Genomic DNA, 15,059 nt, shown 5'->3' on the forward strand with positions numbered 1-15,059 from the left:
CGTGAGCCTAATGGGTGCTGTCGGACCTAGTCCGTCCTTCGCCCGCGCATGGCCGGAGCGAAGGCGGAGGTACGCCTAACCGGCCCGGCCGTAGCCTGCCGGCCTTCACCGGCGGTCAGCGCCGCGGACAGCCCGACCGGACCGGAACGCTAGATTGGACCCCGTGTCGGCGCCTCTGGAAGCGGTCAAACAGACCATGCGAACGCGCTGGCCGCTGTACCTGACATCGATGCTGCTGGCGAACGCTTTCGGCGCGGTTCTGGTGTGGGCCTTCATCCAGTACGGACTACCCGTCCCCGAGGGCGAGCCAACCGGTGCCAGGAGCACCGGCCTGCTGATTCCGGCCGTCGTCTTCGTGGCGGGCGGCCTGCTCAGCATGGCCGCGTCCGCGCTGATGCTGCGCCCGGTGATGCGCTGGCAGATGCGCGGCGGACCGCCGAGCCGCCAGGAGCAGATGGCCGCGTTGCACGCACCGCTGCGCCAGGCGATCCTGCACCTCGCGCTGTGGCTGATCGGCGGAGCCGTGCTGGCCGTGCTGATCATCAGGGACACTCCCGCGCTGGCGGGCGCGGTCATCGTCACCGAGTGCATGGCCGCGACCATCGTGTTCGGCTTCACCTACATGCTGGGTGAGCGCATCCTGCGCCCGGTGGCGGCCCAAGCTCTGACCGAGGGCACCTTCGACCACACCCTCACTCCCGGCGTCGGCACCAGGATGGGGATGACCTGGGGTATGGGCACCTTCGCCCCCACCATCGCCATCGTGCTGCTGTGCGTGACCCAGATCTCCTCGGACGTGAAGTTCTCCGCCCAGTCGCTGGCCATCTCCATCCTGCTGCTGTGCGGCGTGGTGATCATGCAGGCGCTCGCGCTGTCCATGCTCACCGGTTCGAGCATCTCCGACCCGGTGCGCCAGCTCAGCCAGGCCATCGACCGGGTCCAGGCCGGGGCGCGGGACGTGCAGGTCGAGGTCTTCGACGGCAGTGAGATCGGCCTGTTGCAGGTCGGCTTCAACCGGATGATGGAGGAGGCGGCCAAGCGCCGTCAGCTGCAGGAACTGTTCGGTCAGCACGTCGGCGAAGAGGTGGCGCAGCGGGCGCTGGACTATGGCACCGAACTCGGCGGCGAGACCCGGTTCGTCGCGGTGCTGTTCGTCGACATGGTCGGGTCCACCGCCACCGCCGCCGAGCGGCCGCCCACCGAGGTGGTGAGCCTGCTCAACGAGTTCTTCCGCATCGTGGTCGATGTGATCGACCGCCACCACGGCTTCGTCAACAAATTCGTCGGCGACGCGGCGCTGGCCATCTTCGGCGCGCCGCTGGACCGCCCGGACGCGCCGACCGCCGCGCTCGCCGCCGCGCGCGAATTGCGCGAGACCCTGCGGGAAGTGCCCGGCCTGGACATCGGCATCGGTGTTTCGGCGGGACTGGCCGTCGCGGGGAACATCGGCGCGGCCAACCGCTTCGAGTACACGGTGATCGGGGATCCGGTCAACGAGGCGTCCCGGCTCACCGAGCTGGCCAAAGAACGTCCCGGCCGAACGCTGGCCTCGGGCAGCGCGCTGTATTTCGCCGAGGAGAGCGAGCAGGACCAGTGGGAAACCGGCGACGAGGTACAGCTGCGCGGCAGACGCAGGAAAACGCTTTTGGCCTGGCCACGAGAACGGGCCGACGCGCCCGACGATACCGATGTCGAAACGGCGCGTTCGTTAGGCTGACCGCGTGACGGCCGACGGGGAACGAGCAGACGATCCTGCGCCGCCGCCCACGGCGGGTTCCCGCCGTGGCAGATTCCGCTGGTTGAAATGGGTGCTCGGCGCCGCTCTGCTGGCCCTGCTGATCGCCGAGGGCGTGTACCTCTGGCCGCGGCTACACGAGTCCTGGCGCAAGCTCACCGAGATCCACTGGGGTTGGCTGGCGGCCGCGATCTGGCTGCAGGCGCTGTCGATGAGTGGATTCGGCCGGGTGCAGAAGCAGTTGCTCAACGCGGGTGGCGTCGCGGTGAGTCAGCGGAAGTCCGTCGCCGTGGTCTACGGTGCGACGGCGATGTCGGTGACCCTGCCCGCGGGCCAGGTGTTCTCCACCACGTTCACCTACCGGCAGACCAGACGCTGGGGCGCCAGTCCGGTCGTCGCCTCCTGGCAGCTGGTGTTCTCCGGCGTGGTGGCCGCGGTGGGGCTGGCGCTGCTCGGCGTCGGCGGCACGCTGCTGGCGGGCGGGCAGATCGGCCCGCTGAAGCTGATCCTGTCGCTGGCCGCCGTCGTCGGGCTGGTGTGGGCGGGCAATCACGTCTCACGCAATCCCGGTTCGCTCGACGCGCTGCTGCGCAACCTGCTGGCGCTGGTCAACCGGCTGCGCAAACGCCCGCCCGAGCACGGCGCCGCCAAGATCGAAGACATGCTCGGTCAGCTGGAGTCGGTCGAGCTCGGCAAGCGCGACGGCGTCTTGGTCACGCTCTGGGCGCTGGTGCATCGTTTCGCCGACGTGGCCTGCCTGGGCGCGGCCTGTTACGCGGTCGGCGCCGATCCGCGCATCGCCGGTCTGCTGCTCGCGTTCGCCGTGGGCAAGGCTGTCGGGTCCATTCCGTTCGCGCCGGGCGGCATCGTCTACGTCGACGCGACGCTGATCTACGGCCTCACCGCCGCCGCGGGTCTGTCCGCAGCGCAGGCGGTGGCCGCGGCGTTCGTCTATCGGATGGTGAGCTTCATCCTGGTGGCCATCGCCGGGTGGATCGTGTTCCTGTTCCTGTTCCGTAGGCCGCAGGCCGACGACGCCGAGTTCGAGAAGGAGTTCGAGCAGCGGCGGCTGTGACGGAAGCCGCGTCCTGGCTGCCGTTACGCTGGCCCGCGTGAGGAAACTGGTGCCCTTCGTGGTCGATGCGCTGCTCGTCGTCGTCTTCTGCGCGATCGGCAGGCGCAGCCACGACGAAGCGGTGCTCGCCGGGCTGCTGCGCACCGTGTGGCCGTTCGCGACGGGATTGGTCGTCGGCTGGCTGGTCGTGGCGCTCCGGTGGCGCGCCGCCGCGGGCGACGCGCGCTTCGACATCACCCCGCTGTGGCCCGCCGGAGTCGTGATCTGGGCGTGCACCCTGGTCGGGGGCATGCTGCTGCGCGTGGTCGGCGGTCAGGGCACAGCGGTCAGCTTCGTGCTGGTCGCCGGTGTGGTGCTCGCGGTGTTCCTGCTCGGCTGGCGCGCGGTGTACAAAGCCGTGCGGTGATCACGGCTCCGGAGTCGCCAGCGCCTGCAACATTCTGGCCGCCATCCGCGCGGTCGCGTCCTTGCTGTCCACGTCGTTGATGTGGATCGCGAAGACCAGATCGCCCATCGACCCGATCAGCCACCCGTCCGGACCCGCGGTCGCGGCGAACGCGGCGACGTCGCGGTAGCGGCGCACGCTCGCCAGTTCCGGGGCGTTCGTGGCGTCGCGCAGCATGCCGCGCAGCCGGTCGGCGGTCTGCGGCGGCAGCGGATCGAGCCGGGCGTCGGTGGCGCTCGGGCGTCCGGCCTCGATCATCGGCGGCGGCACGGCCCCGCGCGCGATCGCGGCCGCGGCGATGGCCATGCCGTACGGGCTGGCCAGGACGGCGTCCGAACCACCGCCTTGGAGCACCTGCTCGGCGCTGCGCCCCGCGATGGCCAGGCGGCCGGTCACCTCGTCGAGGCCGGGCACCTTGAAGTCGATGCCGACGCCGAGCGCGGTCGCCGCCTCGGCCGCGTCCTGCACCGAGACATCTTGCGGCGCCTTGTTCTTCGCCGACGCCGCGACGGCGCGGAACAGGTCCATGTTGCCGCCCACCGGATACAGTCCGGTGAACGCCACCGAGCCGTGCTCACTGGCCTGGCTGTTCTGCGCGACCGCCACCACCGCCCCCGTGGACGGCTGGATCGCCACGATCGAGGCCTGCGTGGGCACGCTGACCACCGCGTCCTCGGCGGCACGTTGCAAGCGCTGGTCCATCGTGCCCGCGATGTCCGGTCCCGGCGGACCCTGCTGACCGGCGAGTTGCGTGATGAACCGCCCGTCCTGCTCGAACAGCTGCACGCCCCAACCGGAATGCGCTTCCTGACTCTCCTGCTGCACCTTGCGCAGCGCGTCCAGCATCGGCGACCAGACCCGGCGGTCGGCGGAGATCAGCCGTGGCTGCTTCTCCATCACCACGCCGGGTATCGGCGCCATCCGCGGCTCCAGGATCGCGAAGTCCCCCTCGCGCAAGTTCACCGCGATGATCGGCTTGCCCTGCGAGGTGGCCAGCTGCTGCATCAGCGCCGGCCCGGTGATCAGCGGCGCGACCGGCTCGATGGCCTTGGCCAGCGCGTCGGTCGACGCGACCGGGTCGGGCATCTTGGCGGGATCGAGCTTGACGACGTTGATGGTCTGCTCGGTCATCAGCGGTTCACCGGCGATGTCGTTGACCCGCGGCGCCGGCGTCGGATAGGTGCGCACCAGCCGCACCGTCCGGTTGTGCGCCAGCTGCGGCATCACGACCGCGGGCTCCCAGGAGATCCGCCAGCCGATGGCGAGCTTGCGCACGTTGCCCTCGAGACTGTAATTCCAGGTCTTGCGCTCGCCGAAGCTCCACTCGACGTCCATGCTGAAGATCGCCGACTGCGCGTCCAGGCCGATGAACTGGGTCTTGCGGTAGTCGACCTTGGCGCCGTGCAACCCCTCGAACATTTGCTTCAGAGTTGCTGTGGCCGCGATGGGGTACGACGTCAGGTCTGCCGCCTTGGTGTAGTCCTGATCGTCGAGCAGGTCCGTGAAGCGCTCTACGACCGCTTCCGCTTCATTCTGCTTCTCGTGTATCCCGCACGACCCGATCCCGAGCGCGAGCGCCGCCACCCCCATGAGTGCCATTGCGCCGCGAACACGAAAGCGGCGGGATCCCCACACGTCCATGTCGCCCACTCTTCACTCTTGTCACTCCAGTAACAAGACCACCGTACCCGAAAAAGACCAGACCGCGATGCCTCCGTAGCGCGGACGTTACCCATGCTCAGCATCCCAATTCTGCCCCGGGATGACGCATCTCGGGGGGCCTTTCATGATCATCGTCCAGCCGGTTGGCGGCAACCGGCGCCGCTACCGTACCGGCCTTCTCGAAAAGTCGCGCGGTTACTACCCGACTCGACGTTTCGTATCAATAAATACCCCGACGGGTGCGGAGCGAAGCAACCGGACCCTTGTTCGCACTGAGCGCAACTCCCCCGCGTGGTTTGCGACGTAATCTTGTAATCACTGAAAGCAACGCACCACAGTAAGATAGGTGACCCGCCATGAGAAACGCACACCGCGGCCGGGGTTTCGGACGAACGGGCGGTTGGCAGCAAGCCGACCTGCCGGACCCGTCGGACGTACCGGATTGGTTCGCCGGAAGATTGCCAAGTGACTGGTTCACCGGTCCGCCGGTGATCGAGATCGACCGGGACGAGATCGTCGTCATCGGTGAGCTGCCGATTCCGCAGCCGGAGAAGAAGCCGGACGCCGACGATTCCGAAGCCTCGACCGAAGACGTTCCCCGCGCGACCAAGGAGGGAGCGGTCGCCCGGTTCCGCGAGTCCACCCGGCCCGCCCGGATGCAGATCGCGAACGAAGCGCAGCACCGCTACCGGCGCAATGTGGCCTGGGGCGTCTCGGTGGACGGGGAACGGATTCTGTTCACCCACCTGGCCGTGCCCGTGATGACCCGGTTGCGTCAGCCGGAACGCAAGGTGCTCGACACCTTGGTCGACGCCGGCGTCGCCCGTTCCCGCGCCGACGCGCTCGCCTGGACGGTGAAACTGGCGGGCAAGCACGCGGAGACGTGGCTAGAGGAATTGCGCGAAGCCATGCGCAAGGTCGACGACCTGCGTTCGGAAGGCCCGCAGGGGCTGTAGCCGGTCGGGCCCGGTCGGGCGGCGCGGTGTGACGCGGTATCTTGCCGTGCATGGCTGTGACCGCGGACGCGACACCGGGCCCGATCCTGGTTCTCAACGGCCCGAACCTCAACATGCTCGGCACCAGGCAGCCGGAGGTGTACGGGTCGGCGACGCTGGAGGACGTCGTGGAGTTGTGCGAACGGACCGCGGCGAAGTTCGACCGGCAGATCGTAGCCTTCCAGTCCAACTCCGAAGGCGCGCTGATCGACCGCATCCACCAGGCGCGCGGCGCCGAGTCGGGCATCGTGATCAACCCCGGCGGCCTCACCCACACCTCGGTGGCGCTCCGCGACGCGCTGGTGATCCCGGAACTCCCGATCGTCGAGGTGCATATCAGCAATGTGCACGCACGCGAGGAGTTCCGGCACCACTCCTACATCTCCCCGATCGCGACCGCCGTGGTCGCGGGAATGGGCATCCAGGGTTACGCCGCCGCCATCGAATTCCTGGCCCGCTCGCGCTGAGCTCACTTCAGCTGGAAGACCGGGAACCCCGGCGCGATGGCGGCGAGTTCCTCATCGGTGGCGTCCTTGGTCACGCCCTCGAAGAACTTGCCGACCTCCCAGCCCCACTCCCGCAGGTAGAGGCGCAGCAGCGGCACCTTGTCGGCATCGGGCACCTCGGTGGCGGTGAACACCTCGACCTTGCGGCCGAGCCGCAACTCGCCCCCGCCCGCCACGCGCAGGTTGCGCACCCACTGCGTGTGCCCGCGCGGCGCGACGAGGAAGCGCTCGCCGTCCTCGCGCACCATCAGGTTCACCATCGTCGTGCGCCATTCCCCGCTCTTGCGCCCGCGCACCGCGAGCAGCCGCGACCCCATCACGCTGATGCCCAGCTTGGGCAGCAGGTTGGCGATCCGATTGAAGACCGCGTCGAATCCGGCGGGGCCGACGTAGCGGGTGTTGAGGTCCATGACTACTCCTTGTTGTGAGCACTGCTCTCTATAGAGAGAAGTGTTCCACGAAGGGCGCGACAAAGTCAAGAGCACTGCTCTCTTCGCGCCGGGTCGAAGGTGTGCCAGGTGTAGGACAAGCGGCGGTACGGTTCGGCCTCCAGCACGACTTGTTCGGGAGCCTTGCTGCTCCAGTTCTGCTGGCGCCAAGTCGTTTCCGATCCGGGACGCCAGCCCGTGGCGAAGCTCGCGCCCCCAGTAGCGGTTGGTGAACGCCGGATCGGTCAGCGCTTGCCAGAGCTTTTCGGCGGCGGTCTTGATGTAGGTCGTGTAGACGAGGAAGACCCCGTCGGGTCCTCGCGTCGACAGTGCGGGGACCCGGCCGACTCCGCGACGTCAGGCGGGGTCGCGCAGCAGGGCGTAGGTGGAAATGGGGGTTCCGGCCCGCTCGCTGGCGGCGATGGCCTTGCGCCACAGCCCCTGGGCGGTGTGCGAGAGTACGGCGTCGACGCCGATTTCCTCGCTCGCGTCGATAACGTGCTGCGCGCCCGCGTCCATCATCTTCAGACTGGCCAATGACGCCCAGCCGCCGTTCTTGTTGGCGACCGAGTGCTCCTCCATGAAGTAGGGGAAGGCGGCGGCCGAGCGGATCGCGAACGGGACGAACGCGGCGACGTCGTGACCGGACCGATCGATCATCGCCGTGGCCTGGTCGAATGCGAGCAACCAGGGATGGAAGATGGTCAGCAGCCCCTGGTAGAAGATCTGGGCCAGGCCGTCGTCCGCGCCGAGGTACTCCTGCGGGCTCAAGGGGCGCAGCAGCTCGGCGTGGGCGTCGAACACCGCACGCGGGCCGCTGTAGAAGATGTAGGACGCCGGATGCGTGATGTTGTCCCCCGCCGACATGACGCCGCCGGAGAGGAACTGCGCGCCGTGCGAGCGGACCCACGCCGCGCCCTTTCGCGCCTGCTCCGGCGAATCGGAGGACAGGTTCGCGATCACCTTGCCGTCGAGGTGGCCGGTCGCCGGACCGACCACGTCGTACATCGCCGCGTAGTGGGTCAGGCTGAGCACGGTGACCTCGTTGGCATCGAGGGCGGCGGCGACGGTCGCCGCGCGCTTCGCGCCGAGTTCGACCATGGCGTCGACCTTCTCGGGGCTGCGATTCCACACCGTCACCTCGACGCCCGCGGCCAGGAAGGCCCGGACCATCGCCTGCCCCATCGGCCCGAGGCCGACGACGGAGACAGCGCGGGCGGTGGTCTGTTCGGACATGATGTGTCCCTTCGGTTCTCGTCGGTTACTTGCGTCGGCGCCGGAATTCATCGTCGTTCCCGCAGGTAGAGTCGGGAAGACCGAACGTGGAGGTGCGGTTGCTTACCTCGAGGTTCGAAACGAGGTCAGAGGAGCGCGGTGGGCATGAGCAGTGACGCGGATCACGAAGTGTGCGGCATGACGGTCGCGATCGATGTCGTGGGCGGCAAGTGGAAGATGCACCTGATGTGGGTCCTCGGCATCGGCCCCCAGCGCTTCGGCCAGATCCGCAAGCTGCTCGACGGAGTCAGTGAGAAGGTGCTCGCCGAGAACCTGCGTCAGCTCGAGGCCAGCGGTGTGGTGCACCGCGAGGTCTATCCCGAGGTCCCGCCCCGGGTGGAGTACTCGCTCACGCCGCTCGGCGAGGAGTTGGCCGCGGCACTGCGCCCGCTCGAGGAATGGGGCGAACGGCACAAGCACCAACTGGCCGCGAGCACGCTGGCGTCGGCGAGCTAATCCAGCCGGTCGGCGGCGATCCGCGCGCCGACGCGTCGGAGCAGCGACGCCGCCTCGGCCATCGACCGTTCCGGGTCGGGTTCCAGAGCGGCGAGCGCGTAGCAGTCCGCGAAGCCCGCGGCCCGGATCTCGTCGGGCGTGAGCAGCGTGCGGCCCGCAACGGCTATCACCGGGACGTCGGCCTTACGCGCGGCCGCGCACACGCCGACCGGCGCTTTGCCGTGCAAGCTCTGCCGATCGAGCGATCCCTCACCGGTGACCACGAGGGTGGCGGTAGCGAGCAGGGCGGGGAAATCGAGCAGTTCGAGCACGACCTCGATGCCGCTGCGGACCCGCGCGCCCAGCACGGCGAGCGCGCCGAAACCGGTACCGCCCGCCGCACCCGCGCCGGGCAGCCGCGCGAACTCCGGGCCGACGAGTTGCGCCCAAGTGCCGAGAGCGGATTCGAGGACATCGACCTCGGCGGGCCCTGCGCCCTTCTGCGGCCCGTACACCGCCGCCGCGCCGGTCGGGCCGAGTAGCGGATTGTCGACGTCGCAAGCCAGCGTGAACGTCGTGTCCGCGACGCCGGGGTGCAAGCCGGAACGGTCGAGTCGCGCGGCACGGGTGAGGACCGCTCCGCCGCGCGGCAATTCCCGTGCGTCGGCATCGAGCACGCGGACGCCGAGCGCCTGCACCATGCCCGCGCCGCCGTCGGTGGAGGCGCTGCCACCGAGACCGAGCACGATATCGGTCGCGCCGTGCTCCATGGCATGCGCCAGCACGACGCCGAGCCCGTATGTGCTCGCGCCCAACGGGTCCAGTCGACGCTCGGGCAACATCGACAATCCGACCACGGCCGCCAGTTCGACGACCGCGGTCGCGCCGCGCCGGGCATAGGATGTGCGACGCGGAACCCCCGTCGGCCCCGGAGCGGTCACCTCCACCCGCGCCCAACCCGCCGCGACGAACGCCTCGACCGTGCCGTCACCGCCGTCTGCGACCGGCAGCTGCCGGATCTCGGTCTCCGGCGCGCTCCGCCGCAAACCGTCAGCCAGCGCCGCCGCCACCTCGGGCGCGGCGAGCGACCCCTTGAACTTGTCCGGAGCGAGGATGACTCGCGCAGCGGGTGTCATCCCCACATTCTCGGACGCGACCGGACCGGTCGCACCACGACACATCCGCCACAGCCGTCGTCGTTGGCCTTCGCCGACCTCGGACAAGCGTGGACTCCGCACACGAAAGCGGTAAACGGTGTCCTGACCGGCGGATATCGCTGAACTGCGCGACGTGAATCGCACCGGCGTCGCCAGGGAACGAACATCCGGACCTGCACGCCGGTCGCCGCGCTCCGACCGACCCCGGGCCGGATCGACAGCGGGCGAGGACAACGTCGGCCCGATCGAGATGACGAGTTGCTTTTGCGCCGCCATGAGTCCCAGCTCGCGATGTCGGACAGCGGTCGCGAACCACTTTCGTGGGGTCGGACTTTCAGCGTGTGGGCAGCGGAGCCTCGTCGGCCCGTGTGATGCCGACCTTTCCGGTGCGCAAGTAGGTGAGCACGGCCTCGTCCACCGCCGGATTGCCGCGACCGAACGTGCCGTGGTCGCCGCCGTCCACGACGACCAGCGCGCCGCCCAGCGCCGTGGCCATGGCCGGGCCGCCGTCGTACTTGGTCAGCGCGTCGTGGCGGCTCTGCAGTACCAGGGGCGGGGTGCGCAGCCCGGCGCCCGTGATCGGCACCGGTTTCGTCACGGGTTTCCAGGAACCACAGGCCATCCCCGAGCGCACCAGGTCGGCGCGCGCGTCCATGGCGTTGCCGCCGGAGGCGATGGTGCCTGCCGCCGCGCCGAGCAGTTCCGGCCTGCCCGCCACGGCGTTCTCGTTGCAGGTGATCGCACTGAACACGAACCGCCCAGTGGGGTCGGTCGAAGTCGCGCCCTCGATGGCCCGCAGCCGCTGCACGTTCGCCGGGTCGGCAGCGGCGTCGGCCATCGCGCGGGCGAAGGTGGGCCAGAAGGTGCGGGTATAGGTGGCCACGGTGGTGGCGCCGAGCAACGGAACCTGCGCGGATACGCCGCCACTCACCAAGGTGCGCAACAGATTCTGCAGTTTGCCGAGTTGCTCCACGCTGCCGGTGTAGCCGTCCCGGGCGATCTCCGCCAACGGCTCCGGCAGCACGCCGGGCAGGTCGGCGATGCTCGCTGGCGGCGGGGTCAGGTTGGCGTACCAACCGCCGCCCTGGCCTGCCGCCAACCGGACCCAGGTGCGGTAGACCTGCAACGCCGTGTCGCCGAGGTGGTATTCGCCGTCGTGGTCGGCGATCCAGGCGAACAGATCGTCCAGGCGCTGTTTGCCCGCGACCTGCTGCTGGGCGAACTCCTCGGTCCACACCCAGTCCGGATTGACGTTGGAGTCCAGGATCATCCGGTCCACGTGGTCGCCGAACAGTGCCGCGTACACCGCGCCGAGGTAGGTGCCGTAGGACGTGCCGAGGTAGTCGATCCGTTCGAAGCCGAGCGCGGAACGCACGGCGTCGAGGTCGCGCGCGGTGCTCTCGGTGGTAATGGTGTCCAGGTAGCCGGGCTGCGCCGCGTCACAGGCTTTCTTGATCTCGTCGCGGTTGCCGCCGCCGAGCGAGACCTGCTGCCCCTCTCCGTTCTTCGCGCTCGTGCCGCATTGCAGCGGTGTCGCCCAACGCAGTCCGCGCGGCTGGACGGCGATCCGGTCGTAATGCTCGGCCAGCGCGGCGGGGAACACGTCCAACCGGCGCGCCCAATAGTCCAGCGCATCCGCTCCCGGCCCACCGGGATTGGCGAACAGCACACCTTCCCGCTCGCCGGTAGCCGCGATACGGCTGACCGTCAGCTCGATCTTCGCGCCATCCGGGTCGGCGTAGTTCATCGGCACGCTCACGACGGCGCACTGCACGCCCCGATCGGCGGGCACGGCACCCTCGGGGCACTTGCCGAACGCGACGCCCGGCGCGGCGTCCGCCACGCCCGCGACGATCGATCCACCGAGCATGCCCACGGCGACGACGGCGGCCGCGACCCGCGAAACGCGCGGTGTCCTCAACATATTCCGGTACCTCCCCGAGCCTGCCCGCTCGCGCGCGACGACGGACCCGACCAAGAGCATTCTGCGCAGGCCCGCCCGGACAGACAAGTCGGTGGCGGGATTCCGCCCCGCCGCGAGCGTGATTTACCGGGACACCGGCGCACAGAGTAGCGTCGAGCCATGTCGACCGAGGTCAGCAACAACACCGCACTGGAACGTTTCGAGATCTACGTCGACGGTGCGATCGCCGGCTACGCCGAATACCAGGACACGGCCTCCGAGCGCGCGTTCGTGCACACCGAGATCTATCCGCGCTACGAGGGGCAGGGCTATGCGCGGCTGTTGATCGAGACCGCGCTCGACAGCACCCGCGACGACAAGCTCGGCGCGCTGCCCATGTGCCGGGCGGTCCACCACTTCATCGAGACCCGCCCCGAATACCTGGTGATGGTGCCGCACTGGGCGCGCGACCGGCTGAACCTGCCTCAGTAGGCCGCGACAGCGCCGTCGAGCGCCTGTTGCAGATCGGTGCGCACCAGCCGGGCGATGTCGCCGGGCCGGGGCGGCAAATCGAGCACCGGGACATTGAAGTAGAAGCTGGCTCCCTTGGCCTCCTCCTTCGTCGGCTGCACCGCCGGGTCCGTGCGCGGACCGTAGCTCAGCGCCATGGACACCAGCACGGGCTCGGCGCCGAGTTTCATCGCCCGGAAGGCGATGTGCCCGATGCCGCTGCCCACCGCCTGCACGCGGGAGGGGTCCACGTCGTTGCAGGTGCCCTCGGGGAACACCGCGATGCCGTCGCCACGGGCCATCCGCTCCGCGCAGACGTCCATCATGAGTTGTCCAGCGGCGTTCACCGCGCGAATGCCGTGGTCCTTGCCACGGAACACCGGGATGCCGCCCATCATGTCGATCTTGCGCCGCTGATCGGGGTCGGCGAACAGTTCGTCCTTGGCCAGTACGCGCACCCGGCCGATCACCCGGCGTAGTCCGCTGCGCCACGCGGCCGCCGCCACGGTGTACGGATCGCTCTCGGAAAGGTGGTTGATCGCGATCAGCAGCGGCCTGTTCTGCCTGATCACCGTGCGGAGCGCTTCGCGCGCGCCCTCGGCGTAGGTGACGCGCGGATGGTAGCGGCGGCCGAGAATGGCGTACGCGCCCCATGCCTTCAGACGGTTCTGACGGTGCTCGCGATAGAAGTCGTACACGGCGTCGTTGTTCTCGAGGCGCACCTCGGGCAGTTCCATGACGTGGACTCTACGATGTGGCGGCGGTGGCGCAACGTGACGTCCGACGCCCGGTCCGCGACCCGTTCGGCAAATCCGGAACACACAAGTGGGCCGCAGAAGGCGCATTGTGGGCGAACAGCTGCGATGATGTCGGAGTGGCACGCGCAGAAGACCCGGACGATCGGAAGACTCGCGGCGGGCACGGCGACCGCAGGCGACGCGATTTCCGGCACGGTGAGCAGGTGGTTCGTGCCGGGACGCTGCTGGTGTCGGCCACCGAACTGGTCGAGCCGACCTTCCGGCGCACCGTCGTCTACATCATCGAGCACAACGAGGCGGGCAGTCTCGGCGTCGTGCTGAACCGCCCGAGCGACACGGCCGTGCACGAGGTGCTGCCGCGCTGGACCGACGCGGTCGCGGCCCCACGCACGCTGTTCATCGGCGGCCCGGTGAAACGGGACGCCGCGCTGTGCCTGGGCACGGTCCGGGTGGGCGCCCGGATCGATGGTGTCCCCGGGCTGCGCCGCATCGACGGACGCGTCGTGCTGGTCGACCTGGACGCCGACCCCGAGCGGGTCGGCCCGCTGGTCGAGGGCATCCGGATCTTCGCGGGTTACGCCGGCTGGACCTTCGGGCAGCTGGAGGGCGAGTTGGAGAACGACGACTGGATCGTGGTATCGGCCCTGCCGTCCGATCCGATCAGCACCGGCCGCCCCGACCTGTGGGCGCACGTGCTGCGCCGCCAGCCGCTCCCGCTGTCCCTGCTCGCGACACACCCGATTGAACTCGAACGCAACTGAGCACGTGTACTCCTCGAAAGGATCGAAGGAGACACGGCATGAGACACGACAACTGAACCGGCGAAAGCATGGGTGACGCATCGGGTGCGCCCACCGACCGGCCCCGCAACTCGAGCGGAGAGGTATCCAGTTGTGCGCAAGAAACGTGGCGAGACGGGACAGCCCGACGATCAATCCGAATTGATGCGGGCTCTCTATCGCGAACACGCCACCCCGTTGTGGCGGTACACGCTCGGCCTGGTTCGGGACCCGGGACGGGCAGAGGACATCGTGCAGGAAACGTTGCTGCGAGCATGGCAACGCCCGAACGTCTTGGATCAGTCCACCACGTCGGCGCGGGCGTGGTTGTTCACCGTGGCGCGCAATCTCGCCGTGGATGAGCACCGCAGCGCCCGCAGCAGGCGCGAGTTCCGCACCGACAACCCGCCCGAGCGGGCGACCCCGGACCAGTCCGACCGCGCGCTGGACGGCTGGCTGGTCGCCGACGCGCTCGGCAGGCTCAGCGCCGATCATCGCGAGGTGATCGTGCGGGCCTACTACCGGGGACTGTCGACCCACCAGATCGCCGAGGAACTCGACGTACCCGCGGGCACGGTGAAGTCCCGGATGCATTACGGCATGCGCGCATTGCGCCTGGCATTACAGGAGATGGGGGTGACAAACCAGTGACAGATATCACCGACGATTTCAGCACGTGGGACGCCCCGTACGTGCTCGGGTCCCTGACCCGCCACGAGCGTTTGCAGTACGAGAGCCACCTCTCGAGCTGCCCCGACTGTCGGGCCTCCGTGGCCGAGCTGGCGGGCTTGCCCGGCATGCTCGCCCTCGTGGATGCCGACATCGCGACGACGATGATCGAGCCGCCCGCGCACGCCGCGCCGGAACCACCGCCGCCGCCGATGCCCGAGCTCCCGCCGCCATCGCGGTTGGCCGACGCGGCCGAGCGGCGCCGCCGCCGCAGCGGGTGGGCGTCGGTCGGCATCGCGCTGGCCTCGGCCGCGGCCGCGGTGGCGATCGCGGTTCCGATCGCGGTCACGGTGTCCGGAACGCACAACGCGCCGGGGCCGGGCACCAGCGAGCAGGCGTTCGCCGAACGTCAGATGACGCCGGTCGAGCCGACTCCGGTCTCGGCGAGCTTCAAGCTCATCCCAGCGGGTGACCAGACACGACTCGTGATGACCTGCAGCTATCCCCCCGGCGAGCCATTGCCCTACAACCCGAATCTCGTGCTGTACGCCACCCGGATCAACGGACTGCAGCAGCAGCTCGGCCAGTGGCCCGCGAGCCCCGGCACCGAGCTGACCATCGATCAGACCATCGAGGGCCCGCCCGACCAGGTCCGCTCGGTCGAGATCCGCGCGGCGAATACCGGGAAGGTTCTGCTCACCGGCACGGTCTGAGCGACGAGCGATCC

General features: G+C 69.1%; 17 protein-coding genes. 10 read left to right on the forward strand and 7 right to left on the reverse strand.

Going from position 1 to position 15,059, the window contains the following annotated elements; genetic code table 11:
- Window positions 1-196 precede the first annotated feature (196 nt).
- The 3 genes from ACFV2O_RS01435 to ACFV2O_RS01445 are packed head-to-tail and all read left to right on the forward strand — an operon-like array spanning window position 197 to window position 3,216.
- The gene (locus tag ACFV2O_RS01435) at window positions 197-1,717 is read left to right on the forward strand and encodes an adenylate/guanylate cyclase domain-containing protein (protein WP_379250098.1); all 1,521 of its coding nucleotides are present in this window, start codon (window positions 197-199) and stop codon (window positions 1,715-1,717) included.
- 4 nt (window positions 1,718-1,721) lie between these two features.
- Window positions 1,722-2,810 (forward strand): YbhN family protein, encoded by a 1,089-nt coding sequence (locus ACFV2O_RS01440; protein ID WP_379249354.1) that lies wholly within the window; start codon window positions 1,722-1,724, stop codon window positions 2,808-2,810.
- A 37-nt stretch (window positions 2,811-2,847) separates the two neighbouring features.
- Window positions 2,848-3,216, forward strand: a complete 369-nt coding sequence (locus ACFV2O_RS01445) for a DUF3054 domain-containing protein (protein WP_379249356.1) — start codon at window positions 2,848-2,850, stop codon at window positions 3,214-3,216.
- Here the strand turns inward: ACFV2O_RS01445 and ACFV2O_RS01450 are convergent, their stop codons facing one another.
- A complete protein-coding gene (locus ACFV2O_RS01450) occupies window positions 3,217-4,854 on the reverse strand; it encodes an NTF2-like N-terminal transpeptidase domain-containing protein (RefSeq protein WP_379249358.1) in 1,638 nt (545 codons plus the stop codon).
- Between the two features lie 419 nt (window positions 4,855-5,273).
- Between ACFV2O_RS01450 and ACFV2O_RS01455 the strand changes: the two genes are divergently transcribed.
- Both ACFV2O_RS01455 and aroQ read left to right on the forward strand, forming a co-directional pair.
- Entirely contained in the window at window positions 5,274-5,873 is a 600-nt protein-coding gene (locus tag ACFV2O_RS01455; protein WP_379249360.1) for a hypothetical protein, read from the forward strand.
- A gap of 50 nt (window positions 5,874-5,923) precedes the next feature.
- Window positions 5,924-6,379 carry a type II 3-dehydroquinate dehydratase gene (gene aroQ / locus ACFV2O_RS01460; RefSeq protein ID WP_379249362.1) on the forward strand — a complete coding sequence of 152 codons (456 nt, stop codon included), beginning with the start codon at window positions 5,924-5,926 and terminating at the stop codon, window positions 6,377-6,379.
- Between the two features lie 2 nt (window positions 6,380-6,381).
- Here the strand turns inward: aroQ and ACFV2O_RS01465 are convergent, their stop codons facing one another.
- The 3 genes from ACFV2O_RS01465 to ACFV2O_RS01475 all read right to left on the reverse strand — a co-directional run bounded on the left by ACFV2O_RS01465 (window position 6,382) and on the right by ACFV2O_RS01475 (window position 8,082).
- Window positions 6,382-6,828, reverse strand: coding sequence for a nitroreductase family deazaflavin-dependent oxidoreductase (locus ACFV2O_RS01465; protein ID WP_379249364.1), 447 nt, complete (start codon window positions 6,826-6,828; stop codon window positions 6,382-6,384).
- Between the two features lie 65 nt (window positions 6,829-6,893).
- Window positions 6,894-7,088: an SRPBCC domain-containing protein gene (locus tag ACFV2O_RS01470; protein ID WP_379250100.1), complete on the reverse strand. Its 195-nt coding sequence runs from the start codon at window positions 7,086-7,088 to the stop codon at window positions 6,894-6,896.
- Between the two features lie 115 nt (window positions 7,089-7,203).
- The gene (locus tag ACFV2O_RS01475; protein WP_379249366.1) at window positions 7,204-8,082 is read right to left on the reverse strand and encodes an NAD(P)-dependent oxidoreductase; all 879 of its coding nucleotides are present in this window, start codon (window positions 8,080-8,082) and stop codon (window positions 7,204-7,206) included.
- A gap of 144 nt (window positions 8,083-8,226) precedes the next feature.
- On the opposite strand from ACFV2O_RS01475, the gene ACFV2O_RS01480 reads away from it, so the two are divergent.
- Window positions 8,227-8,577: a winged helix-turn-helix transcriptional regulator gene (locus tag ACFV2O_RS01480; protein WP_379249368.1), complete on the forward strand. Its 351-nt coding sequence runs from the start codon at window positions 8,227-8,229 to the stop codon at window positions 8,575-8,577.
- Here ACFV2O_RS01480 and ACFV2O_RS01485 read toward each other — a convergent pair.
- Together ACFV2O_RS01485 and ACFV2O_RS01490 are read right to left on the reverse strand one after the other, a co-directional pair.
- Window positions 8,574-9,692: a glycerate kinase gene (locus tag ACFV2O_RS01485; protein WP_379249370.1), complete on the reverse strand. Its 1,119-nt coding sequence runs from the start codon at window positions 9,690-9,692 to the stop codon at window positions 8,574-8,576. The genes ACFV2O_RS01480 and ACFV2O_RS01485 overlap by 4 nt on opposite strands.
- Window positions 9,693-10,047: 355 nt before the next feature.
- Window positions 10,048-11,637, reverse strand: coding sequence for an alpha/beta hydrolase (locus ACFV2O_RS01490; RefSeq protein ID WP_379249372.1), 1,590 nt, complete (start codon window positions 11,635-11,637; stop codon window positions 10,048-10,050).
- Between the two features lie 159 nt (window positions 11,638-11,796).
- On the opposite strand from ACFV2O_RS01490, the gene ACFV2O_RS01495 reads away from it, so the two are divergent.
- Entirely contained in the window at window positions 11,797-12,108 is a 312-nt protein-coding gene (locus ACFV2O_RS01495) for a GNAT family N-acetyltransferase (protein WP_355071301.1), read from the forward strand.
- On the opposite strand, the gene ACFV2O_RS01500 is transcribed toward ACFV2O_RS01495, so the two are convergent.
- Window positions 12,102-12,863: a 1-acyl-sn-glycerol-3-phosphate acyltransferase gene (locus ACFV2O_RS01500; RefSeq protein WP_355071299.1), complete on the reverse strand. Its 762-nt coding sequence runs from the start codon at window positions 12,861-12,863 to the stop codon at window positions 12,102-12,104. The two genes, ACFV2O_RS01495 and ACFV2O_RS01500, sit on opposite strands and share 7 nt — an antisense overlap.
- A 137-nt stretch (window positions 12,864-13,000) precedes the next feature.
- On the opposite strand from ACFV2O_RS01500, the gene ACFV2O_RS01505 reads away from it, so the two are divergent.
- From ACFV2O_RS01505 to ACFV2O_RS01515, 3 genes are all read left to right on the forward strand, one after another.
- Window positions 13,001-13,645 (forward strand): YqgE/AlgH family protein, encoded by a 645-nt coding sequence (locus ACFV2O_RS01505; protein WP_039803016.1) that lies wholly within the window; start codon window positions 13,001-13,003, stop codon window positions 13,643-13,645.
- Between the two features lie 132 nt (window positions 13,646-13,777).
- The gene (locus ACFV2O_RS01510) at window positions 13,778-14,314 is read left to right on the forward strand and encodes a sigma-70 family RNA polymerase sigma factor (protein WP_355071297.1); all 537 of its coding nucleotides are present in this window, start codon (window positions 13,778-13,780) and stop codon (window positions 14,312-14,314) included.
- On the forward strand, window positions 14,311-15,045 hold the full coding sequence (locus tag ACFV2O_RS01515) for an anti-sigma factor family protein (protein ID WP_379249375.1): 735 nt from the start codon (window positions 14,311-14,313) through the stop codon (window positions 15,043-15,045). Before ACFV2O_RS01510 ends, ACFV2O_RS01515 begins: the two co-directional genes overlap by 4 nt.
- The last annotated feature ends 14 nt before the right edge of the window (window positions 15,046-15,059 follow it).

Origin of the sequence: Nocardia sp. NPDC059691, from assembly GCF_042733915.1 — a bacterium.
In the GTDB taxonomy this organism is placed as follows: domain Bacteria; phylum Actinomycetota; class Actinomycetes; order Mycobacteriales; family Mycobacteriaceae; genus Nocardia; species Nocardia sichangensis.